At 60.9% G+C, this 22,461-nt stretch carries 25 protein-coding genes; 10 read left to right on the top strand and 15 right to left on the bottom strand.

Annotation, left to right across the window (positions count from 1 at the left end):
* Positions 1-13: 13 nt before the first annotated feature.
* The 3 genes from sdhA to sdhC form a co-directional block, all read right to left on the bottom strand.
* A complete protein-coding gene (sdhA, locus tag FBZ99_RS27670) occupies positions 14-1,870 on the bottom strand; it encodes a succinate dehydrogenase flavoprotein subunit (protein WP_112341366.1) in 1,857 nt (618 codons plus the stop codon).
* 7 nt (positions 1,871-1,877) lie between these two features.
* The gene (sdhD, locus tag FBZ99_RS27665; RefSeq protein ID WP_113330705.1) at positions 1,878-2,258 is read right to left on the bottom strand and encodes a succinate dehydrogenase, hydrophobic membrane anchor protein; all 381 of its coding nucleotides are present in this window, start codon (positions 2,256-2,258) and stop codon (positions 1,878-1,880) included.
* A gap of 65 nt (positions 2,259-2,323) precedes the next feature.
* The gene (sdhC, locus tag FBZ99_RS27660) at positions 2,324-2,722 is read right to left on the bottom strand and encodes a succinate dehydrogenase, cytochrome b556 subunit (RefSeq protein ID WP_113354319.1); all 399 of its coding nucleotides are present in this window, start codon (positions 2,720-2,722) and stop codon (positions 2,324-2,326) included.
* 302 nt (positions 2,723-3,024) lie between these two features.
* On the opposite strand from sdhC, the gene FBZ99_RS27655 reads away from it, so the two are divergent.
* On the top strand, positions 3,025-3,420 hold the full coding sequence (locus FBZ99_RS27655; protein ID WP_145636090.1) for a hypothetical protein: 396 nt from the start codon (positions 3,025-3,027) through the stop codon (positions 3,418-3,420).
* A 6-nt stretch (positions 3,421-3,426) separates the two neighbouring features.
* Here FBZ99_RS27655 and FBZ99_RS27650 read toward each other — a convergent pair whose 3' ends face one another.
* The 5 genes from FBZ99_RS27650 to tsaD are packed head-to-tail and all read right to left on the bottom strand — an operon-like array spanning position 3,427 to position 6,961.
* Positions 3,427-4,077: a class I SAM-dependent methyltransferase gene (locus tag FBZ99_RS27650; protein WP_145636088.1), complete on the bottom strand. Its 651-nt coding sequence runs from the start codon at positions 4,075-4,077 to the stop codon at positions 3,427-3,429.
* Positions 4,078-4,107: 30 nt separating this feature from the next.
* The gene (locus FBZ99_RS27645; RefSeq protein WP_145636086.1) at positions 4,108-4,539 is read right to left on the bottom strand and encodes an EVE domain-containing protein; all 432 of its coding nucleotides are present in this window, start codon (positions 4,537-4,539) and stop codon (positions 4,108-4,110) included.
* Positions 4,540-4,542: 3 nt separating this feature from the next.
* Entirely contained in the window at positions 4,543-4,836 is a 294-nt protein-coding gene (locus tag FBZ99_RS27640; protein WP_145636084.1) for a YciI-like protein, read from the bottom strand.
* A 41-nt stretch (positions 4,837-4,877) separates the two neighbouring features.
* Positions 4,878-5,867, bottom strand: a complete 990-nt coding sequence (locus FBZ99_RS27635; RefSeq protein WP_145636081.1) for an NAD(P)H-dependent glycerol-3-phosphate dehydrogenase — start codon at positions 5,865-5,867, stop codon at positions 4,878-4,880.
* On the bottom strand, positions 5,864-6,961 hold the full coding sequence (gene tsaD, locus FBZ99_RS27630) for a tRNA (adenosine(37)-N6)-threonylcarbamoyltransferase complex transferase subunit TsaD (protein ID WP_145636079.1): 1,098 nt from the start codon (positions 6,959-6,961) through the stop codon (positions 5,864-5,866). The genes FBZ99_RS27635 and tsaD overlap by 4 nt, the downstream gene beginning before the upstream one ends.
* Positions 6,962-7,045: 84 nt before the next feature.
* Between tsaD and hemC the strand changes: the two genes are divergently transcribed.
* The 6 genes from hemC (at position 7,046) to FBZ99_RS27600 (ending at position 13,012) form a co-directional block, all read left to right on the top strand.
* Positions 7,046-7,975 carry a hydroxymethylbilane synthase gene (gene hemC, locus FBZ99_RS27625; protein WP_145636077.1) on the top strand — a complete coding sequence of 310 codons (930 nt, stop codon included), beginning with the start codon at positions 7,046-7,048 and terminating at the stop codon, positions 7,973-7,975.
* A gap of 6 nt (positions 7,976-7,981) precedes the next feature.
* Positions 7,982-8,710 carry a uroporphyrinogen-III synthase gene (locus tag FBZ99_RS27620; RefSeq protein WP_145636075.1) on the top strand — a complete coding sequence of 243 codons (729 nt, stop codon included), beginning with the start codon at positions 7,982-7,984 and terminating at the stop codon, positions 8,708-8,710.
* Between the two features lie 80 nt (positions 8,711-8,790).
* Complete coding sequence (locus FBZ99_RS27615; RefSeq protein WP_145636073.1) at positions 8,791-10,071, top strand: COG4223 family protein; 1,281 nt, start codon at positions 8,791-8,793, stop codon at positions 10,069-10,071.
* 15 nt (positions 10,072-10,086) lie between these two features.
* Entirely contained in the window at positions 10,087-11,694 is a 1,608-nt protein-coding gene (locus FBZ99_RS27610) for a heme biosynthesis protein HemY (protein ID WP_145636071.1), read from the top strand.
* Between the two features lie 114 nt (positions 11,695-11,808).
* Positions 11,809-12,294 carry a tellurite resistance TerB family protein gene (locus FBZ99_RS27605; protein WP_069613367.1) on the top strand — a complete coding sequence of 162 codons (486 nt, stop codon included), beginning with the start codon at positions 11,809-11,811 and terminating at the stop codon, positions 12,292-12,294.
* Positions 12,287-13,012: a glutamine amidotransferase gene (locus FBZ99_RS27600; RefSeq protein ID WP_145636132.1), complete on the top strand. Its 726-nt coding sequence runs from the start codon at positions 12,287-12,289 to the stop codon at positions 13,010-13,012. The genes FBZ99_RS27605 and FBZ99_RS27600 overlap by 8 nt, the downstream gene beginning before the upstream one ends.
* Here the strand turns inward: FBZ99_RS27600 and FBZ99_RS27595 are convergent.
* Together FBZ99_RS27595 and FBZ99_RS27590 are read right to left on the bottom strand one after the other, a co-directional pair.
* Positions 13,009-13,638 (bottom strand): poly-gamma-glutamate hydrolase family protein, encoded by a 630-nt coding sequence (locus FBZ99_RS27595; protein ID WP_145636068.1) that lies wholly within the window; start codon positions 13,636-13,638, stop codon positions 13,009-13,011. The genes FBZ99_RS27600 and FBZ99_RS27595 overlap by 4 nt on opposite strands.
* 10 nt (positions 13,639-13,648) lie before the next feature.
* Positions 13,649-14,905, bottom strand: coding sequence for an MFS transporter (locus FBZ99_RS27590; protein ID WP_145636066.1), 1,257 nt, complete (start codon positions 14,903-14,905; stop codon positions 13,649-13,651).
* A gap of 106 nt (positions 14,906-15,011) precedes the next feature.
* On the opposite strand from FBZ99_RS27590, the gene FBZ99_RS27585 reads away from it, so the two are divergent.
* Both FBZ99_RS27585 and FBZ99_RS27580 read left to right on the top strand, forming a co-directional pair.
* On the top strand, positions 15,012-15,335 hold the full coding sequence (locus FBZ99_RS27585) for a YggT family protein (protein WP_113330717.1): 324 nt from the start codon (positions 15,012-15,014) through the stop codon (positions 15,333-15,335).
* Entirely contained in the window at positions 15,332-15,649 is a 318-nt protein-coding gene (locus FBZ99_RS27580; protein WP_145636064.1) for a DUF167 domain-containing protein, read from the top strand. The genes FBZ99_RS27585 and FBZ99_RS27580 overlap by 4 nt, the downstream gene beginning before the upstream one ends.
* Before the next feature lie 5 nt (positions 15,650-15,654).
* Here FBZ99_RS27580 and ppa read toward each other — a convergent pair whose 3' ends face one another.
* The 4 genes from ppa to FBZ99_RS27560 form a co-directional block, all read right to left on the bottom strand.
* Positions 15,655-16,191, bottom strand: a complete 537-nt coding sequence (gene ppa, locus FBZ99_RS27575; protein ID WP_069613363.1) for an inorganic diphosphatase — start codon at positions 16,189-16,191, stop codon at positions 15,655-15,657.
* A gap of 133 nt (positions 16,192-16,324) precedes the next feature.
* A complete protein-coding gene (locus FBZ99_RS27570; protein WP_069613362.1) occupies positions 16,325-16,831 on the bottom strand; it encodes a GNAT family N-acetyltransferase in 507 nt (168 codons plus the stop codon).
* Between the two features lie 200 nt (positions 16,832-17,031).
* The gene (gene typA, locus FBZ99_RS27565) at positions 17,032-18,849 is read right to left on the bottom strand and encodes a translational GTPase TypA (protein ID WP_069613361.1); all 1,818 of its coding nucleotides are present in this window, start codon (positions 18,847-18,849) and stop codon (positions 17,032-17,034) included.
* 233 nt (positions 18,850-19,082) lie between these two features.
* Positions 19,083-19,766, bottom strand: coding sequence for a glutathione S-transferase family protein (locus FBZ99_RS27560; RefSeq protein ID WP_145636130.1), 684 nt, complete (start codon positions 19,764-19,766; stop codon positions 19,083-19,085).
* A gap of 90 nt (positions 19,767-19,856) precedes the next feature.
* On the opposite strand from FBZ99_RS27560, the gene FBZ99_RS27555 reads away from it, so the two are divergent.
* Entirely contained in the window at positions 19,857-20,321 is a 465-nt protein-coding gene (locus FBZ99_RS27555) for a MarR family winged helix-turn-helix transcriptional regulator (protein WP_145636062.1), read from the top strand.
* Between the two features lie 74 nt (positions 20,322-20,395).
* Here the strand turns inward: FBZ99_RS27555 and FBZ99_RS27550 are convergent, their stop codons facing one another.
* A complete protein-coding gene (locus FBZ99_RS27550; RefSeq protein WP_145636060.1) occupies positions 20,396-22,459 on the bottom strand; it encodes a M3 family metallopeptidase in 2,064 nt (687 codons plus the stop codon).
* Positions 22,460-22,461 lie beyond the last annotated feature (2 nt).

The following is a 22,461-nucleotide window of genomic DNA, read 5'->3' as shown; positions in this document are numbered from 1 at the left end:
AGTTCCTCTCAGATCAATACACGCGTGCCTTCGGCTCGATCTTGTGCGGATCGATGCCTTCGGCGATCAGGTCGGTGTGAACCGGACGATAGTCGAGCTTCACGTCGCCTGCCTCGTTGACCCAGGCAAGCGTATGCTTGCGCCAGTTCTCGTCGTCGCGGCCGGCAAACTTGCCCTCGGTATAGTCCTCGCGGGCATGCGAGCCGCGGCTTTCCTTGCGAGCCTCGGCGCCATAGATGGTCGTGATGGCATTGGCCATCAGATTGTGCAGCTCCAGCGTCTCGACAAGGTCGGAATTCCAGATCAGCGAGCGGTCGGTGACCTTGATATCTGGCAATTCCTTCCAGATCTCCGACAGGCGGCGGCAGCCGGATTCCAGCGATTCCTGGGTACGGAACACGGCGGCATCTTCCTGCATGGCGCGCTGCATCTTCTCGCGCAGTGCCGCCGTCGGCGTCGAGCCGCTGGCATGGCGCAGGCGATCGAAGCGCTCCATGATCTTGTCGCAGGCGGCGACATTCACAGGGGGAACCGGGCTGTTGCGGTCGATGACCTGGCCGGCGCGGATGGCCGCAGCACGGCCGAAGACCACGAGGTCGATCAGCGAGTTGGAGCCGAGGCGATTGGCGCCGTGCACCGATGCGCAGCCGGCTTCGCCGACGGCCATCAGGCCCGGCAGCACGCGCTCGGGATTGCTGCTGTCGGCATTCAGCACTTCGCCCCAATAGTTCGTGGGAATGCCGCCCATATTGTAGTGAACGGTCGGCAGGACCGGGATCGGATCGCGGGTCACATCGACGCCAGCGAAGATGCGCGCGCTCTCGGAGATGCCCGGCAGGCGCTCGTGCAGCACGGCCGGATCGAGATGGTCGAGATGTAGGAAGATGTGATCCTTGTTCTTGCCGACGCCGCGGCCCTCGCGGATCTCAAGCGTCATGCAGCGCGAAACGACGTCACGCGAGGCAAGGTCCTTCGCCGACGGCGCATAGCGTTCCATGAAGCGCTCGCCCTCGGAATTGACGAGATAACCGCCTTCGCCGCGTGCGCCTTCGGTGATCAGGCAGCCCGAACCGTAGATACCGGTCGGATGGAACTGAACGAATTCCATATCCTGCAGCGGCAGGCCGGCGCGGGCCACCATGCCGCCACCGTCGCCGGTGCAGGTATGGGCGGAGGTCGCCGAGAAATAGGCGCGGCCATAGCCGCCGGTCGCCAGCACCACCATCTTGGCGGCGAAGCGATGGATCGTGCCGTCATCGAGGCACCAGGCGACGACGCCGGTGCAACGGCTGCCGTCATCGGACATGATGAGGTCGAGTGCAAAATACTCGATGAAGAATTCCGCATTGTTGCGCAGCGACTGGCCGTAGAGCGTGTGCAGGATGGCGTGGCCCGTACGGTCGGCGGCGGCACAGGTGCGCTGCACCGGCGGTCCCTCGCCGAAATTCTGCATGTGGCCGCCGAACGGGCGCTGATAGATCTTGCCTTCTTCGTTGCGCGAGAAGGGCACGCCGTAATGCTCGAGTTCGTAGACGGCCTTCGGCGCTTCCATGACCATGTACTGCATGGCGTCGACGTCGCCGAGCCAGTCGGAGCCCTTGACGGTGTCGTATAGATGCCACTGCCAGCTGTCCGGCGTCATGTTCTGCAGCGAGGCGGCAATGCCGCCCTGGGCTGCGACGGTGTGCGAACGGGTGGGGAAGACCTTGGTGATGCAGGCGGTGCGGAAGCCCTGTTCGGCCATGCCGAGCGTGGCGCGCAGGCCGGCGCCGCCGGCGCCGACGACGATCACGTCATAGGAGTGGTCGATATACTTGTAGGCTTTCCCGTTCTGGGCGGGCCCATTCTGAGCGGATGAGTTCGGTGCCATGATGCAATTATCCTACGAACGCGATCTTCAGAATGGCGAAAAGACAGAGCCCCGCCACGACGATCGCGAAGAACGTGTTGAGCATGAGAAGGACGATCTTGGCGAATTCGCCATGAACATAGTCCTCGATGATGACCTGCATGCCGATCTTCATATGAATGAGGGCGGAGATCACCATCAGGGCGAAGATGACGGCGACGATCGGATTCGAGATCGCATGCACGACTTCAGCGTAGGGCGCGCCGGCATAGATCATCAGGAAGATGACGAAGAAGAGGAAAAGTGGAACATTGGCAACGGCGGTCAGGCGCTGGCGCCAGAAATGATCGGTACCTTCCTTGGCGGAACCGAGACCGCGGACTTTGCCCAGAGGAGTGCGCATATCCATGAGAAATATCCTTTAAAGCATGATCCCGAAATGTGCCCAGGCGCTTCCGGGAGCGATCATGCCAATCAACCCAGCCGGATGACGATGCCGATGATCCAGACCAGCGCGGTCAGACAGATCGAGCCGATGAGCGTGAACTTGGCCATCTTCGTCGAGACGGCGGGATCGAAACCATGCCCGAGATCCCAGATGAAATGACGAAAGCCACCCAGCATATGGTGCAGCAGCGCCCAGGTGTAGCCGAGCAGGATGATGCGGCCGATGATCGTACCCATGATCCAATTGACCAGATCGAAATAGCCCTGACCCGTCGCCGCGGCGATCAGCCACCAGGCGACCAGCACCGTGCCGAAGTAGAGCGCGCCACCGGTGATGCGGTGGACGATCGACATGACCATGGTGGGGATAGGTTTGTAGATTTGCAGATGCGGCGACAGAGGCCGGTTTTGTGTGACGTTCGCCATCAGAACCTCGCGGCGTTACGATACGCTTAGAACCCGGATATCCGGGGCAACGCGCGCGCGGGGATGCGCAGTGTGCGTTGCATCATTGCGACCATTAATCACACAGACGGCCATCGACAAGCACAATTGATGCCTGCATCGAATTTAATCGATTCGGATCGCTCTGCACTTTAGCGAGCATGCAGAGAAGAGCCTCCCATTCCGGCCCATTTACCATTTCGGCAAGCCTGACATGGACTTCGCTGCGGTCTTCGGGCAATCTGCCGTTAAGATTTCATTAACGAACCGAAGCGGATCGAATCATGGCCCCGCATCTTTTCAAGGCAGCAGCGCTCGTTTTAGCGGCAGCCGCTCTTTCCTCGACGCCGACTTCAGCCGGCGACTATCGCCACTGGCACCATCACAACCGCTCCGGCATCGTGCGCCTCAACCAGATATCCCAACCGCAGGGTTCAGGGCAGCAACCCGCCCGGATCGTGATCATGGAACGACGCGATGCGGCAAGCGCCGGCAGCTATGCCGGTTCGGCCGACGTCTATCGGGCTGATGGCGGCACCTATGTTATCGGCTATGGCGGCTACAATCCCTATGCCCGGACCGCTGCGGCGCAGCTGCGACCGAAGGCGAAGGTCATCGATGTTCGCTATGCCGACAATCCCTGCTCATACGAAGCGGGCGTCTGCGTCATCCGGCATTGATGATTCTCAATCGGCGAGAAACCGCCAGACCGTCGTTTTCTTGACTTCGCTGTCCTCAAGCGCCCGCGTCACCGGCACTTGATAGGTCGCCTGCTCTTGCAGACGATCCTTGGGAAGATAGGCCCTGCCGGGATCGCCGACCAGAACCGTCTTCCCGTCGCCGGCCAATCGCCTTAGCCAGGGAACGAGGCTCGCGGCAAAATCGCGATCATAGAAGACATCGCCGGCGAGAATGATGCCCTCATCCACGGCCTGCCCGATCATATTGTCGCCGGAAAAATCCAGGGCCACACCGTTTTCAGCAGCATTGAGCCGGATCGCCGTGCCCGCCCACGGATCGATATCGACCGCGATCACCTGGACCGCACCTGCTCGCTTGGCGGCAATCGCGACAAGTCCGGAGCCGCTGGCAAAATCCAGCACCGTTTTGCCGGCAACGATCTCCGGATGATCGAGTATATAGCGCGCCAAGCCCTGGCCACCCGCCCAGGCAAAGGCCCAGAAGGGCGGCGGCAGGCCGATCTCTTGCAGCTCCTCTTCCGTCTTCAGCCACAGCTCATGCGCTTCGCTTGCCAGATGCAGCCGGATTTCCGGCACATGCGGCGGCGCCATCAGGCTGGTATTGGCGCGGATGAAGCTTTCCGGATCGGTTTTCAATGAATCTCCCACCTGCCGAACAAGGCGGAATCAGGCCGGCGGGTTTTCCAGCCCGCCCATGCGGCAGACTTCCAACCATTCATCATCCGTCACCGGCTGCACCGAAAGCCGCATGGAGGTGACGAGCGCCATCTGCGCAAGCTTCGGATTGGCCTTGATGTCTTTGAGAGTCACGGGATTCGGCATGTCGCGGACGGCGCGGATATCGACGCATTCCCAGCGCGGATCATCCTTCGCGGTCGAATCCGGATGCGCCAGCGCGCAGACCTCGACGATACCGACGACCTCTAGCCCGTCATTGGAATGATAGAAGAAGCCCTTGTCGCCGATCTGCATGGCCCGCATGTTGTTGCGGGCGAGATAGTTGCGCACGCCGGTCCATTCCGTTCCCTTGTCGCCGGCATCCTTCTGCTGTTGCCAGGACCAGGAGGACGGCTCGGATTTATAAAGCCAATGCGCCATCTCTTATGCCTCCGGCTTGTTGAAGACCCAGTTGAACGGCTTGATCTCGACGCTCTCGAACAAGCCGGCCTTCGTATAGGGATCCGCATCGGCAATCGCGACTGCCGCTTCGATGCTTTCCGCCTCGACGATCACGAGGCTGCCATTCGGCTTGCCTTCCGCGTCGAGGAACGGACCCGCCATCTTCAGCGTGCCCTCGGCATTGAGCTTATTCAGATGTTCCAAATGCGCCGGGCGCGTCTCCATGCGGACATTCAGGTGACCGGGCTTGTCCTTGCAGACAAAGGCAAACAGCATTGCTTGGCTCCTTCAGATATTCAGAAAATATTCCCCAGAAACTATTCCGTGGTGATCGGCCGTGTCATCAATTGCCCGATGGCTGCGCCTATGTCGAGTTTGCCGTCGATGATGGCGGACACCGCGTCGGTGATCGGCATGTCAACGCCGAGTTCGTGGGCAAGCCGCGCGGCAATGGATGCGGCATAGGCGCCTTCGACCAGCGTGCCACGCGTTGGGTCAACCGTTTCTCCTTTACCAAGGGCAATGCCGAAACGCAGATTGCGGGATTGATGGCTGGTCGCCGTCAGCACGAGGTCGCCAAGGCCAGATAGGCCGCGGACGGTTTCCGCCTTGCCGCCCTTGGCCGCGACGAAGCGCGACATCTCGGCAAGGCCGCGGCTGATCAGCGCCGCACGGGCGGAATCGCCGATACCCCGACCCTCGACGATACCGCAGGCAATCGCGAGGACATTCTTCAGCGCCCCCCCGAGCTGCACGCCGATACGGTCGTCCGAGGCGTAAAGACGGAAGGTCGGACCGGAAATCGCCTGTGCAAGCCGTTCCGCCACCGCCATGTCTGTAGCGGCGATCGCCATGGCAGTCGGCAGGCCTTTGGCGATGTCGGAGGCAAAGCCCGGCCCGGAGAGAACGGCGATGACATGCTCCGGCAGTTCGCGCTCCAGCATGTCGGTCAACAGATCGCCGGAAACCTTGTCGATACCCTTGGCGCAGGTGACGACGACGGCATCCTTGGCAAGATAAGGCCCATAATGTTTGGCAGCATCGGCCTGCGCCTGCGAAGGCATGGCAAAGAGGACGATGCCCGCATCGGAAACGGCATCCGCCTCGGCCGAGAACTTCAAAGAATCCGGAAGCGCAATCCCCGGCAGGACGGCATCATGCATGCGATCGGCTGCAAGATCCGCCATCAGGCCGGCTTTTCGCCCGACGAGGGTGACGTCGCTGCGGCCGGTCAATGCAATGACGGCTGCGAGCGCCGTGCCGAAAGCGCCGGCGCCGATGACTGCGATCCTCTCGTTGCCGCTCATGCCTTTGCTCCTCGTTTGCCGTGCCCCAGCAGGGTTTCCGCCTTCTGATCCAGCGGCCAGCGCGAGCGCGGCTGCACATCGAGATCATCAGGCGCCGCACCCGTTGCCATCCGCTCCAATCCAGCCCAGGCGATCATGACGGCATTGTCCGTACACAGTCTCAATGGCGGCGCGATGAAACGGAAACCATTGGCATCGCAAAGCTCCTGCAGCGTGCGGCGCAGTTCGAGATTGGCGGCGACACCACCGGCCACGACAAGCGACGGCTGTTCCGCCGTCTTCGGAAACTCCGCCTTGAAGCGCTGCAGGCCTCGGCCAATGCGATCCTTCAGCGTGCGCGAGATTGCCTTCTGGAAGGAGGCGCAAATATCGGCGATATCCTGCTCGGTGACAGGCGCGATCGCCGTCGCCGCCTGCCGCACCGCCGTCTTCAGGCCGGAAAAGGAAAAATCGAGGCGCGTCTCGCCGACCAGCGGCCGTGGCAGATCGAAGCGGTCCGGATTGCCATTCTTGGCGGCTGCCTCCACGGCCGGGCCGCCGGGATAAGGCAACCCCAAAAGCTTGGCCGTTTTGTCGAAAGCTTCGCCCAGCGCATCGTCGATGGTCGTGCCCCAGCGCTCATATTGGCCAACGCCGCGCACCAGGATCAGCTGGGTATGGCCGCCGGAAACGAGCAGCATGAGATAGGGAAAGGCAAGTCCGTCCGTCAGCCGCGCGGTCAGGGCATGGCCTTCCAGATGGTTGATGGCGTATAATGGTTTGCCTGTCGCACGTGAGATCGCCTTGCCGGTCATCAGACCGACGAGCAGGCCGCCGATGAGGCCGGGACCGGATGTGGCGGCAATGGCATCGACGTCTAAGAGCGACACATTGGCGCGTTTCAATGCTTCGTCGATCAGCGTATCGAGCGCCTCGACATGCGCACGCGCGGCAATTTCCGGCACGACGCCGCCATAGGCGCTATGCTCGTCCAATTGGCTGAGGACGACATCGGAACAGACATTGGGCGTGCCGTCATCCCGACGCTCGACAATGGCCGCGGCGGTTTCGTCGCAGCTTGTTTCGATGCCGAGAATACGAAGAACGGATGCCATGGAGAAAGTTCGTTGCCTACAGGTCGATTGCGATAAAGCGGAAATATGGTTACGGGAACTGTCGGTAACAACGGATCAAAGCGGATGCAAACAAAACCTTTCCGGATCGGCACGCGGGGCAGCCCGCTGGCGCTCGCCCAAGCGCGAGAAGCGCGCGACCGCCTGATGGCGGCCCATGGCCTTCCGGAGGAGATGTTCGAAATCGTCGTTCTCACCACCAAGGGCGACCGCATCACCGACCGGTCGCTGGCGGCAATCGGCGGCAAAGGCCTGTTCACCGAGGAACTGGAAGAAAAGCTGACGTCGGGCGAACTCGACTTCGCCGTGCACTCGGCCAAGGATATGGCGACGAAACTGCCCCAAGGCTTGGCGCTCACCGCCTATCTGCCGCGCGAAGATATCCGCGATTCTGTCATCGGCCGCACCGCGCCGAAACTAATCGAGCTACCGCACGGCGCCACCGTCGGCTCTGCGTCGCTGCGCCGCCAGGCACTGATCCGCCGTCTGCGCCCTGATATCAATGTCATCACCTTCCGCGGCTCCGTCCAGACGCGCCTGCGCAAGCTGGAAGAGGGGCAGGCCGACGCGACCTTGCTGGCGCTTGCCGGCCTGAAGCGGCTCGGCATGGTCGAGGTCATCACCGATATTCTCGACCCGGACGAATTCCCTCCAGCGCCCGCGCAAGGCGCGATCACAATCGAAAGCCGCATCGACGACGCGCGGATGAATGATCTGCTCGCCGCCGTCAATGACGCGCCGACCTTCGATGCCGTATCCTGCGAACGCGCCTTCCTGGCCGCACTCGACGGCTCCTGCCGCACGCCGATAGCCGGCTACGCAATTTGCGAAGGCGATCATCTGCGCTTCTTCGGCATGATCCTCACCCCGGATGGCAAGCAGGTACACACGACCACGATCGAGGGCCACCGCCGCGATGCCGAGGCGCTCGGAATCAATGCCGGCCAGGCGATCCGCGCCGAAGCCGGCAGCACCTTCTTCGAAGACTGGACCTGACAAAGGATGCGCGTCGTCGTCACCCGCCCTCAGCATTCGGGTGAGCGCACCATGCGGCGGCTGGCGCAGATGGGACATGAACCCCTGCTGCTGCCGCTGGCCAAACCTGTCCACGATGTCGAGGAGGCGAGACGAGCGCTCCTTGCCACGCAGGGCGCCGTCGCCGTTACCAGCGCCGAGGCGATCCGGGCGCTTTCGTTGTTGGATTCCGATCTTGCGCCTCATCTTGGTCGTCGCCTCTTTGCCGTGGGAAAGGCGACAGCCAAAGAAGCGGCTGATCTCGGATTCAGCAATATCGCCATATCCGAAGGCGGCGGCACAGAGCTTGCCGTCATGATCTCCGGCCATCCTTCATGCCTGCACGACGGCCCCCTTCTCTATCTTGCGGGGTCTCCGCGAGCGGCTGGCTTCGAAGCCGGACTGGCTGAGCGACACCTGCCTTTCCTGACCATCGAATGCTACCGGATGCAGAATATCGTCCCAGACGACAACATTCTTCGCCGGCTTTTCGCCGACACCCGTGCGGACGCCGTACTGCTCTATTCCCAGGAGACGGCGAAACGCTTTTTCAGCCTGCCATTCGTTCGGCACAACCCCGGCATCCTTGCTGAAACACGATTTCTCTGCCTGAGCGAAACCATCGCCAGCGCAGTTCCGGAGCCGATGCGATCCCATGTCGATATTGCCGACATGCCGAATGAAGACCGGCTTATGGCGCTTCTGATCCACGCGTAAGGTCGCAATTTTGATGTAAGGCCTTTCCATAATCGCCTTGTCTGTCTAACTTCGTTGCAGCGCATGATAAAGAGGACCTCATGGTATCGCGAAAAACGCCTAACCATTCGAAGCCCAACGACGAACCGGTCACGATTGATCTGGAAGCCGAAAAAACTGCGCAGGACGCAGCTCCCGAAGATTTGACTGAGCGCAGCCATGGCGAGCTTGGCGGCTCCTCGGCTGATGAAGTGGAAATGCCGCTGGAAGCGGAGAAGGAGCCATTTCGCGAAGAAGCTCAGGAGTCGATCTTCGGCGCCGCACCGCAAGAGCCGCAAACGGCCGCTGCGCAGCAGGCCGATCCTCCACCGTCCCATGCCGACCATCCGCCTCATACCGAGCGTCCGCCGTCGCGCGAGGGTTCGACATCAGGCCTTATCGCGGCCGGCATCACCGGCGGCTTGATCGCCCTCATTTGCGCCGGCGCCTTGCAATATGCGGGCTTCCTGCCTGGCGGCCGCACAGGCAAGGACAGCGCAACCGAGATCGCCGCACTGAATGCGGAGATCGACGGTCTCAAGCAGAGCATCGCCAATCTCGCCGCCGCACCAACCGCAAAGCCGGACGAAGCACTGACGGCCCGCGTCGCAGCACTTGAGGCGAGCGCTGCCAACGGCGCTTCGGCAAATGGCTCGGCTGGCATCCCTAATCCCGCCTCCGACCAGAAGATCGCTTCGCTCACCAGCGAGGTGGAGCAGCTGAAATCGGATCTCAGCAAGGCAACGCAGAGCCAGGCAACCTCAGATGCCGAAGTCAGCAAGCGTCTTGACGACGCTGAAAAGAAGTTGAGCGGACCGAGCCAGGAAAGCGCGGTTGCCCGCGCCATCGCAGCTGCAGCGTTGAAGGCGGCAATCGACCGCGGCGGCCCCTTCCAGCCTGAGCTCGACACCTTTGCCAATGTTGCGCCGGACGATCCAGCCGTTGCAGATCTCAAGAATTTCGCCCAGACCGGCGTGCCCTCCCGTGCCGACCTGATCCGCCAGGTTTCCGATGTCGCGACCGCAATCGTCGCCACCGCGCAGACCGACGATCCGAACCAGAGCTGGAGCAGCCGGCTGATGTCGGGAGCGAAATCGCTGGTGCAGGTCCGCCCCGTCGGCAATGTGCCCGGCGACAGCATCGATGCCATCGCCGCGCGTTTCGAGGACAAGGTCAGGAACGGCGATCTGCCGGGCGCGGTGACCGAGTGGAACATCCTGCCCGATGCCGGAAAATCCGCATCGGCCGCCTTCAAGCAATCTCTGGAAGCCCGCATCCGCGTTGAGGACCTGGTAAGCGATGCCCTGTCGAAGGCGATCGCCAATACCGGGAAACAGAACTAAGGACGGAGTGTAGCAATGATCAGACTGCTTATCTTCGCCATTCTCGTTCTGGCTCTCGGCTATGGCTTTTCGTGGCTCGCGGATCGCCCCGGCGATCTCTCGCTGGTTTGGGAAGGGCAGCTTTACCAGACGAAACTGATCGTGGCCGCCGCGATCCTGATTGCGATCGTGGCCGCCGTCATGATCGTCTGGTGGTTCGTGCGGTTGATCTGGACTTCGCCCTATTCCGTTACTCGCTATTTCCGCGCCCGCAAGCGCGATCGCGGCTATCAAGCGTTGTCGACGGGCCTGATCGCCGCCGGTGCCGGCAATGCGCTGCTCGCCCGCAAGATGGCGGCCCGCAGCCGTGGCCTCATCCGCGCCGATCAGGAGCCGCTCATCAACCTGCTTGAAGCCCAGGCTGCCCTGATCGAAGGCAAGCATGACGAGGCCCGTCAGAAGTTCGAACAGATGGCCAATGATCCGGAAACGCGCGAGCTTGGCCTGCGAGGCCTCTATCTCGAAGCCAAGCGCCTCGGCGCGCATGAAGCAGCGCGGCAATATGCCGAAAAGGCCGCCGACCAGGCGCCCTACCTGCCTTGGGCGGCGCAGGCGACATTGGAATATCGCAGCCAGGCCGGCCGCTGGGATGATGCCATCAAGCTGCTGGACCAGCAAAAGGTTGCCCATGTCGTCGACAAGGCCACGGCCAACCGTCAACGCGCCGTGCTGCTGACGGCCCGCGCCAACGACAAGCTGGAGAGCGATCCGACAGGCGCGCGCGACGATGCTTTGGCGGCGTTGAAGCTTGTGGACGATTTCGTGCCCGCAGCGCTGATCGCGGCCAAGGCCTTGTTCCGTGAAGACAAGGTGCGCAAGGCTGCCTCCATCCTCGAGCAGGTCTGGAAGGCGCAGCCGCATCCCGAAGTCGGCAGGGCATATGTGCGAGCTCGCAGTGGCGATTCCGTTCTTGACCGTTTGAAGCGCGCCGAGCGGCTGGAGGCGATCCGCCCGAACAATGTCGAAGCTCTGCTGTTGACCGCAAAGGCGGCGATGGATGCCGGCGATTTTGCCAAGGCTCGTGCCAAGGCAGAAGCAGCCGCAAGGATCGATGCGCGCGAAGGCGCTTTCCTGCTTCTTGCCGATATCGAAGAGGCCGAAACCGGCGATCAGGGCCGCATCCGCCACTGGATGGCGCAGGCGCTGCGCGCGCCGCGCGATCCGGCCTGGGTTGCCGATGGCTTCGTCTCGGAAAAATGGCTGCCGCTGTCGCCGATCACGGGCCGTCTCGATGCCTTCGAATGGAAGGCGCCTTTCGGCCAGATCGATGGGCCGGTGGAAGAAGGCTCCACGGTATCGGTCGATGCGGCGCTGAAATCGCTGCCGCCGGTGCGCGAGGCCGCCACCGCAACCACGGCGGCAAAGCCAAGTTCACCGAAAGTTGCATCGCCGGCCGCCGATACCTATGTCATGGAATTGGAACCTGCCGTGGCGAAACCCGCTTCAAGCCCCTCCGAGGCTGCGCCAAAGCCGGCACAGCAGGGTGAGGAGCCCCGGCCCTTTTTCGGCGGCGCGCCGGATGATCCGGGCGTGAAGGATCGGAAACTTGAACCGGAGCCCAAGACACGGCTCAAGTTGTTTTAGAGCAATTCCGGCAAAACTGCGCGGCGGTTTTGCGTCCGGAATTGCGGGAAGACAAAAAGAATTGAGCATGGTGCCCCAAGAACCTTGCTCTGCCTGCTTTAAGAATGGAAACGGATGTTCGAACGCTTTCAGGAATTCCTTCATAACCTGACCCAGGACCACCCCAGATCCGGCTTCGCACCCGACGACCCGCGTGTCGCGGTGGCGGCCCTGTGCATCCAGGTCATGGAGGCGGACGGCAAGATCGAGAACAGCGAAAAGAAACGGCTGCGCAAGCTCCTGAAGGACCAATATGGTCTCGATGGGCGCCAGCTCGACCAGCTGATCGCTGCCGGCGAGGAAGCGGAAAGCGAGGCGGTCGATTATTATCGTTTTACCTCGGATCTGAAGCGTCATCTCGACAGCACCCAGCGGCTCGAACTGCTCGGCATCCTCTGGGACATCGTCTATGCCGACGGCGAGCGCAGCGAGATGGAAGATCATGCAATCTGGCGGATCGCCGACCTCATGGGCATTTCCGATCGCGAGCGCATCATGAAGCGCCAGGAAGCAGCCGCACGCGCACCCGGCCCGAGGGTGGAGACAGGCAATGATGATTGAAGCGCCGAAGAGCGCCGGCCGCCCTATATTGATCGTCCTGCATCAGGAGCGCTCCAGCCCCGGCCGCGTCGGCCAGATGCTGCTGGAGAAAGGCTACGATCTCGATATCCGCCATCCGGTCCTCGGCGATCCCCTGCCCTCGACGCTCGAAGCACATGCTGGCGCCGTCATCTTCGGCGGCCCGATGAGCGCCAACGACCCGGATGACTTCATCAGGGTTGAGACCGACTGGCTGAAAGTACCGCTCAAGGAAAACCGCCCCTATCTCGGCATCTGCCTCGGGGCACAGCTGCTCGCCCGCCATCTCGGCGCCAAGGTGAAGCCGCGCGACGACGGCAAGACCGAAATAGGCTGGTATGCGCTGCAGCCGACGGAAAAAGGCCGGTTGCTGATGCGTTGGCCGCAAATGGTCTATCATTTCCATCGCGAAGGCTTCGAGCTGCCGCACGGCGCCGATCTGCTCGCGACAGCGGAGACCTATCCCAACCAGGCCTATCGCTATGGCGCCAATGCCTGGGGTCTGCAGTTTCATGCCGAGCTCACGCGCGCCATGATGCAGCGCTGGGTCGTGCATGGCGAGCATCGCTTCTGCATGCCGAACGCCCAGCAGGGCCGCGAGCATCTCGAAGGCCGCATGATCTTCGACGCCGCGCTGAAGGCCTGGCTATCGGAATTCCTCGATCTCGTCTTCGAGGGCAAGCAGGCAATGGTGGCCTAAAGGCCCTCGCCTGACGAAAGCACGCGATCGAATTCATCGATCGCGCTACGGATCGCAGACGCATATCGCTCCATCTTTTGTGCATCTTTCATGAGAATATCCCTGACGCCTCTCGGAATTTCGAGCTGGACGCCGGCCTGCCGCTTGCCGCGATTGCAGATATTGCCGGTGGAAGCTCCGGCAAGCGCCTCCCCTTTCACTCTCGCGGCCGCAGCAAAACCATTGAGCCCCAATGCTTCGACGATCCGGTCGCGAAGCGATGTGTCGAGACCGCCGATCCAGCTCGTCAGCGAATCATCCCGATCCGTTCGCCCATGAACGGCGACGACGATCGACGAACTGGCCACCAAGCCGTTTGCTATCGGTTCATCGAAATTTTCGGCGGTGATGTGCAGCTCATGATGAAGCCTCGCCGCATCGAGCCCTTCGAAACGATAAAGTGAGTACCTCTCATCGGCGATCGCCAGAGCGATCTCGGATGTGGCGGGCTCAATGAAACCGCCATGGGGAGCGATGACGGCGACATGCGATGATCGATCCTCGAGATGGATACGATAGCCGAAGCCCTCGATTTCATGCTCACGAAGCGCCGAAAACGAATTGTATCGATCCGGCTTCCTTGTCATCGCGCAATCCTCAAGCCGGCTGCGGCTCGCCGTCACGATCAGGCGCGTTCAGGCTGTCGATGCGGCGCAGCTGCGGGAAACCTGTGGCCCAAAGGATGGCGACGGTCAGCGTGCCAAGTCCTCCGATGACAACGGCGGGAATCGCACCGAAATAATGCGCCATGGTGCCGGCGCGGAATTCGCCGAGCTCGTTCGACGCACCGACGAAGACCATGTTGACGGCATTGACGCGGCCGCGCACGTGATCCGGCGTCCAGAGCGTAATCAGCGTTTCGCGGACATAGACGGAGATCAGGTCGGATGCGCCCATGATGGCCAGAGCTGTTATCGACAGCCACGGCGTATGCGAGATGCCGAAGATCAGGGTTCCCAAGCCGAACATGGCAACGCCGGCAAACATGCAGATGCCGGCGCGATTGCGGATAGGATAGGTTGCCAGGAAAAGGCCCATGGCGATCGCGCCGAAGCTTGGCGCCGCGCGCAGCATGCCGAGACCCCAAGGCCCGAGCGTCAGGATATCGCGCGCATAGATGGGCATCAGCGCGACCGCGCCGCCGAGCAGCACGGCGAAAAGATCGAGCGAGACCGCACCGAGCACCACTTTTTCCGACCAGATGAAACGGAAACCGGCGAGCATTTCATTGAGGCTTCGCCGCTCATGCGCAACCCGCTGCTGCGGTTTCGGGATCAGAAAGGTCAGCACCGAGCCGGCCGCAAAGAAAAGCACGGCAACGGTATAGGCGACATTGGCGCCGACGCCGTAAAGCAGGCCGCCGGCAACAGGACCGAGGATGGCGGCCGCATCCCACGACATCGAGTTCCAGGTGATCGCGTTCGTCAGGTCTTCGGGCGGGATCAGATTGGGCGCAAGCGACTGCATGGCCGGCGTCATGAAGGCACGTTCTATGCCGAAGACCGTGAGGATCAGAAATACCGGCAGCGGCGCGAAGGTGCCAGATACGGTCAGGAACAGCAGGGCAGCCGCACAAAGGGTGCCGACGAAAATGCAGATCGCGGAAATCCGCCGCCTGTTGTAGCGGTCCGCAACCGTGCCCGTCACCAGGATCAGCAACAGCGACGGCAGGAACTGCACGAGACCGATCAGACCGAGATAGATCGGTTGGCCGGTATGCTCATACATCTGCCAGCCGACGGAGACGCTGACGACCTGCGTGGCAAATGCTGTCAAAAACCGCGCGAAGAAGAAATAAATATAGGCAACGTGCCTGAAGGCGGCAAACCGGTCTCCGCTGACAGCGAACGACATGGAACGAGACTTTCCGACGTGGCCGCTAGCGCAAATGCCGGCCTTTTAAACATGATTCAACATGCTTCGGAGCATGGGACTTGCCCGTTTAGTCGCCAATGTCTACATGTCTGTCAACCGCGAATTGGAGACGGATATGCTCGCCTTATTTCAAACCATTGATCTGGCTTTGAATCTTTATACCTGGATCTTGATCGCCAGCGCCATCTTTTCCTGGCTCTATGCGTTCAACGTCATCAATTCGAGCAATCAATTCGTCAACTCCGTCGGCAACTTCCTTTATGCGGTTACCGAGCCGGCCCTGCGCCCGATCCGCCGCATTCTGCCTGACCTCGGCGGCATCGATATCTCGCCGGTCATCCTGCTGCTCATCATCTTCTTCATCCGCTCGCTGATGTGGAATTCGATCGTCCCCATGTTCCTGCGGTGAGCAAAGCCTGGCAGACCTTTCCGGATCACGTCAGGCTTTCCGTGCGGCTCACGCCCAATGGCGGGCGTGATGCGATCGATGGGTTGGAAACGGGCGCTGACGGTGGATGCTATTTGAAGGCGCGCGTTTCGGTAGCACCCGAAAAAGGCAAGGCCAACAGGGCGCTGATCGCCCTGCTTTCAAAGAGCCTCGGCATTCCCAAATCCACGCTTGCCCTTATCGGCGGCGACACCGCACGCAAAAAAATCCTCCGGATCGAGGGCGAACCGGAGGATTTGATAAAGAGGCTTTGCGCCGTAACCGAAGGCGGTTGATCAGATCAAGCCTTGGTGTTCTTGGCGCGCTCGATGGCTTCGACGATGAGTTCGCCAGCTTCCTTCGAACCCTTCCAGCCGAAGATCTTGACCCACTTGCCGGGCTCCAGATCCTTGTAGTGCTCGAAGAAGTGCTCGATCTGCTTCAGCGTGATCTCGGGCAGGTCGGTATATTCCTTGACCTTGTCATAGCGCATGGTCAGCTTCGGCGCGGGAACGGCGATAATCTTCTCGTCCTTGCCGGAATTGTCTTCCATCATCAGCACGCCGATCGGGCGAACGTTGATGACGCAGCCCGGAACCAGCGGGCGGGTGTTGGCGATCAGCACGTCGATCGGGTCGCCGTCGTCGGAGAGCGTATGCGGAACGAAGCCGTAATTGCCCGGATAGGTCATCGGCGTGTAGAGGAAACGGTCGACGACCAGCGTGCCGGCCTCCTTGTCCATTTCATACTTGATCGGATGACCGCCGACCGGCACTTCAACAATGACGTTGACGTCTTCGGGCGGGTTCTTGCCAATGGAAATCGCGTCGATACGCATGCTTGTCCCCTAGATAAGGATGGTTGCCGCCAGCCAAATAATCGGTTTCATGCCGCAACGCAACAACGCATCGGGAAAGAGGCGGATTTACTGCATGATTCCTTAAATCGGAATCGATGCGCTACAGCGCCGCTCAAGGCCAGACGAAGCCGATCTTGCGCAGCTGCCTGTGATCGAAGGTTTCGATGCCCTCACAGAAATCCGCACCGCCCTGCCCGCGATAGAAGCGGTAGGCGTTCTCGTTTTCCTCGAGGCACCAGACGACCAGCCCCTTGCAGCCAAGCGACTTCAACAGCCTGCGCGCCTCGCCGAACAGCATGCGCCCGAGGCCGAGGCCCTGATATTGCGGGCGCAGATAGAGTTCGTAGATCTCGCCTTCCTGGGGCAGTGCGCGGGCGCGATTGAGGCCGAGCGTGGCATAGCCTGCGATCTCACCGGCGACATCCAGAACCAGCAGCGTCGCGGGGCCACTTGTCGCCTTGCGCCACCAGGCTTCGCCACGACGCTCGATCATCTGGCCAAGGGCGCGATGCGGAATGATGCCGGCATAGGTGTACTGCCACGACTGGCGGTGCACCTCTGAAATGGCTCGGGCATCATGGGGTTCTGCCCGCCGAACATCAATCGACAACGTCTTCATAACATCTACTCTGGTCTTACCGATGCGAATTAACCATCCTCATTCATAAAGATGGCAGACTTGCCCACAGGCTTTATCCGTGGATCGTCAACAAAAATTAACGGTTTTTTAACCTTTAGGACAAGGGCTCAAAAACCGAACATACAAATAAAAACCCCGGCATGAAGGCCGGGGTCGAATGCATTGCTCGGTTAGGATGATCAGGCCAGACGGGCCTTCTCGTAACGCTTGCGCTCGTTCGGATCGAGATACATCTTGCGGAGGCGGATCGACTTCGGCGTCACTTCCACCAGCTCGTCGTCCTGGATCCAGGAAAGCGCGCGGTCGAGCGTCATGCGGATCGGCGGCGTCAGCTTCACGGCTTCGTCCTTGCCGGCGGCGCGGATGTTGGTGAGCTTCTTGCCCTTCAGCACGTTGACTTCAAGGTCGTTGTCGCGCGAGTGGATGCCGATGATCATACCGGCATAGACCTTCTCGCCGGCGTCGATGATCATCGGGCCGCGGTCTTCCAGGTTGAACAGGGCGTAGGCCACGGCTTCGCCGGCTTCATTGGCGAGCAGCACGCCGTTCACGCGGCCGCCGATCTCACCCTTGTAGGGCTGGTAGTCGTGGAACAGGCGGTTCATGACGGCCGTGCCGCGCGTGTCGGTCAGGAGTTCCGACTGATAGCCGATGAGGCCGCGGGTCGGCGCCAGGAAGACGAGACGGACGCGATTGCCGCCAGAAGGCCGCAGCTCGGACATTTCAGCCTTACGCTCGGACATCTTCTGCACGACGATACCGGAATGCTCTTCATCGACGTCGATGACGACTTCTTCGATCGGCTCGAGCAGCTGGCCGTTCTCATCCTTGTGCATGACGACGCGCGGGCGCGACACCGCAAGCTCGAAGCCTTCGCGGCGCATGGTTTCGATCAGAACCGCGAGCTGCAATTCGCCGCGGCCCGAAACGTAGAACGAATCCTTGCCTTCGGCTTCCTCAATCTTCAGCGCGACGTTGCCTTCTGCTTCCTTGAAGAGGCGATCGCGGATGACGCGCGAGGTGACCTTGTCGCCTTCGGTGCCCGCATAGGGGCTATCGTTGACGATGAAGGACATGGTGACGGTCGGCGGGTCGATCGGCTGCGCGACCAGCGGCTCGCTGACCTGCGGGTCGCAGAAGGTATCGGCGACCGTGCCCTTGGAAAGCCCGGCGATAGCGACGATGTCGCCTGCCTGCGCTTCTTCGATTGGCTGACGCTCGATGCCGCGGAAGGCGAGGATCTTCGAGATACGGCCGGTTTCGATGAGGTTGCCGTCTGCACCCAGAACCTTGACAGCCTGGTTCGGCTTGATCGAGCCGGAGTGAATGCGGCCGGTGATGATGCGACCGAGGAAGGGGTTGGCTTCCAGGATCGTACCGATCATGCGGAACGGGCCTTCGCCGACGGTCGGCTCCGGAACATGCTTGACGACGAGATCAAGAAGAGGGCCGAGGCCCTCTTCCTTCGGGCCATCAGGCGAATAGTTCATCCAGCCGTTACGGCCGGAACCGTAGAGGATCGGGAAATCGAGCTGTTCGTCGGTCGCGTCGAGATTGGCGAAGAGATCGAAGACTTCGTTGATGACTTCGTCTGCGCGGGCGTCCGGACGGTCGATCTTGTTGATCGCAACGATCGGACGCAGGCCGACCTTGAGCGCCTTGCCGACGACGAACTTGGTCTGCGGCATCGGACCTTCGGCAGCATCGACGAGAACGATCGCGCCATCAACCATCGAGAGAATGCGCTCGACTTCACCGCCGAAGTCGGCGTGGCCGGGGGTATCGACGATGTTGATGCGCGTGTCCTTCCAGACGACCGAGGTCGCCTTGGCGAGAATGGTGATGCCGCGCTCCTTTTCCAGATCGTTCGAGTCCATGACGCGTTCGGCAACGCGCTGGTTCTCGCGGAACGAGCCGGATTGCTTCAGGAGCTCGTCGACGAGGGTGGTTTTCCCATGGTCAACGTGCGCGATGATCGCGATGTTGCGAAGTGCCATATGTCTTAATCTCTGAGGCTGGGGCGCAGTGTTTCAGTAACACGCCAATTGCATTTGGCGCGCTCATACCCTTTTTTTCGCGAATGCGAAAGGGGGGAGGCAAGAAAGGGGCTGAATGCCGGCTTTTCGTGCCTCGCACATCAGTCTTACACGCTCAGACAGGCGCAATCTCTTCTACCACGTAGCGAGTTCAGATGCACGCAATCGCCTCGATCGGGATTTGCGCAATCCCGTCAGGCGGCATGTTTCAGTAAGAACGCATCATGATTGAGCAGGAAAGCCTTCAGGCGCTCGGGATAGTCGTGCGTCACCGCACCTCGCACGCTTTGCCGCGACGCCAGCTCTGTGCGCCATGCCTTGACACGCGATAGGCCGTCGAAAACGCCAGTTGATGTGATGGTGTCGAACACATCGAAGTAACGGAAGATCGGCGCAAAAACTGCATCGACGAGGCTGAATGCCTGTCCGGCAAAAAAGGGACCGTTTCCCAATTCCGCCTCGACACGAGCGAATTTATCGATCAGCGCCTTACGCTTGGCCTCATAGGTTCCTTCGTCCCTGGCGGTCTCGAATCCCCACAAATCTGAAAGAATGGAAGAGCCGAATTCCATCCAGCCGCGATGGCGGGCACGCGTGAGCGGATCTGCCGGGTGAAGCCGAGCGCCGGGTTGGGTTTCCTCGAGATATTCGCAGATCACCGCGCTTTCGAATAAAACCGTTTCCACTCCGTCCTCCTGCCGCACGATCAGCAACGGAACTTTGCCGAGCGGGGAAATAGCCAGAAACCAGTCGGGCTTTGCCGACAGGTCGACATAGCGGATCTCAAATGGCACGGCCTTTTCAGCAAGTGTGATGGCTGCTCGCTGGACGTAGGGGCAAAGGTAATGGCTGATAAGGACCAGTTTTGAGTCGGACATGATCAAATCTCCTGGGTCGAGTTCAAGATATATGTAATTGCATCTATATCTGGACTTGCAAGCCCGGTCAACATAGATGTAATTGCATCCATGTCCGATTGTTCAGATGCTACCCCTTCAAAGCCCTCCGCCGCAGTGACGCGAGCATGGGTACGCCTCATGCGCACCCAACAGATCGTCCTTGCGGCGATTGAGCAGGATTTGAAGGCAGCCGGCCTGCCGCCACTCGGCTGGTACGACGTGCTATGGGAGCTGACGCAAGCCACGGAAGGAAAGTTGCGCCCCTACGAGATCGAGGAGCGTACGCTCCTCGCCCAACATAATCTCTCCCGCCTTCTCGACCGGATGGAAAAGGCCGGTCTTGTTCATCGCGAAATATTTTCCGAGGACGGCCGAGGCCGCTGGGTCGTTATCACCGAAGCAGGAAGCGCCATGCGCAGCCGCATGTGGGCAGTCTATGCTTCGGCACTTCAACGCCATGTGGGTGATAAGCTGGATGATGCGCAAGCCGATCAGCTGGCCGAGCTGCTAGCTGTGCTTGCGCGCAAATCCTGATTAACCGGCAAAGACCAGCTCAGTCGCCAAAGCGGACCTTTGGCGACTGACTTTTGCTGCGTACCGAACGCAGATCAGGCCGCCAGCCCCTTCTTCTTAAGCATCGCATCTGCACTCGGCAGCTTGCCGCGGAAAGCCTTATAGGCATCTTCCGGATCGATCGAGCCGCCGACGGAATAGATGTTTGCCTTCAATTTTTCCGCCATATCCGGATTGAAGGCATCGCCGGTTTCCTCGAAGGCGGCGAAGGCATCGGCGTCGAGCACTTCCGACCACATGTAGGAATAATAGCCGGCCGAATAGCCGTCGCCGGAAAACACATGCTGGAAATGGGGCGTCGCATGGCGCATGACGATGGATTTCGGCATGCCGATCTCCGCAAGCACCCGCGCTTGTACCGCCATCGGATCCTCAATTGCGCCGCGCGTATGGAATGCCATGTCGACCAATGCCGAAGAGGTGAATTCGACCGTATTGAAGCCGGTATTGAAGGTGCGGGCCGCCAGAACCTTGTCGAGAAGCGCCTGCGGGATCGGCGCACCGGTCTCATAGTGGACGGCATATTCCTTGAGGATGGCGGTCACAGTCAGCCAGTGTTCGTAGAGCTGCGATGGCAGTTCGACGAAATCGCGCGAAACGCCTGTGCCCGAAACCGAGGGATAGGTGACGTTCGAAAGCATGCCGTGCAGCGCATGGCCGAATTCGTGGAACAGCGTGCGGGCATCGTCGAGCGACAGCAGCGCCGGTCGGCCTTCCGCCGGCTTGGCGAAGTTGCAGACATTATAGATGATCGGCAGTTCGCCGACATGGCCGTTCTTCAGCGGCAGCTTGTGCTGCGACTGGAACGAACTCATCCAGGCACCGGAGCGCTTCGAGCTGCGGGCGAAGTAATCGCCGAGAAAGAGGGCGACGAGCTTGTCGGAGCGGTCGCGGATTTCGAAGACGCGCACATCGGGGTGGTAGGCGGGAACGCCCTTCTGCTCGACAGCTTTGATGCCGAACAGGCGCCCGGCGACATCGAAACAGGCGGCAATGATCTTTTCGAGCTGCAGATAGGGCTTCAGCTCGGTTTCGGAGAAATCGAACTTCCGGGTCCGGATCTTCTCGGCATAGTGCCGCCAGTCCCAAGGCATGACCTCATGATTGCGGCCCTCTTCGGCGATCAGCGCGGCAATGTCTTTCTCCTCTTCGCCGGCGCGTGCGGCTGCCTTCGCCCACACGGTCATCAAAAGGTCGTTCACCGCTTCCGGCGTCTTCGCCATGGTATTGTCGAGCTTGAGTTCGGCAAAATTGGCATAGCCAAGTAGCTTCGCCTTTTCTGCTCTCAAGGCCAGCGTTTCACGGATGATCTCGCGATTGTCGGTCTTGCCGCCATTGGCGCCGCGGGCCATCCAAGCGTTGAAAGCCTGCTCGCGCAGATCGCGACGCTCCGACGACGTCAGGAACGGCTCGATGATCGAGCGCGACAGGGTGACGGCATATTTGCCCTCCTCGCCGCGCTCGCGCGCAGCCGCAGCCATCGCCTCGCGTAGATAGTCAGGAAGGCCGGCAAGATCGACTTCCTCCGACAAAAGCAGCGCCCAGCTCTTTTCATCCGCCAGCACGTTCTGTCCGAATTGCGCCCCGAGGCCGGCAAGCTTCTCGTTGATGGCGGACAGCCGCTCTTGCTCGGCCTTCGGCAGCTTGGCACCGGCCTTGACGAAACCCTTCCAGTGCCGCTCCAGAACACGGGTTTCTTCCAGCGTCAGCCCAAGCGCGTCGCGACTCTCCCAAAGCGCATCGAGACGGGCAAAGAGTGCCGCGTTCGTGCCGATCTTCGAATAATGCCGCGCCATCTTCGGCGCGATCTCGCGCTCCAGCGCCTGGATGGTCTCATTCGTATGCGCACCCGCCTTGTTCCAGAAGAGCGCCGAGATGCGCGACAGCTCGTCGCCGGCGATCTCCAGTGCCGTCACCGTATTGGCGAAGGTCGGCGCCTCGCTATTGCCGGCAATCGCATCGATCTCGGCCTCATGCGATATAAGTGCCGCATCGAAGGCGGGAGCAAAATCCGTATCCTTTACCGCATCGAAACGCGGCAGCCCCTGATGTCCGGTCCATTCGGTGAGCGCGGGATTGGCGGCAGTAAGGGAAGACATGC

The organism is Rhizobium sp. ERR 1071 (assembly GCF_007828675.1).
Classification (GTDB): Bacteria; Pseudomonadota; Alphaproteobacteria; order Rhizobiales; family Rhizobiaceae; genus Rhizobium; species Rhizobium dioscoreae.
The sequence above is the reverse complement of the archived record's forward strand: the minus strand, read 5'-3'. Positions and strand labels throughout refer to the sequence as shown.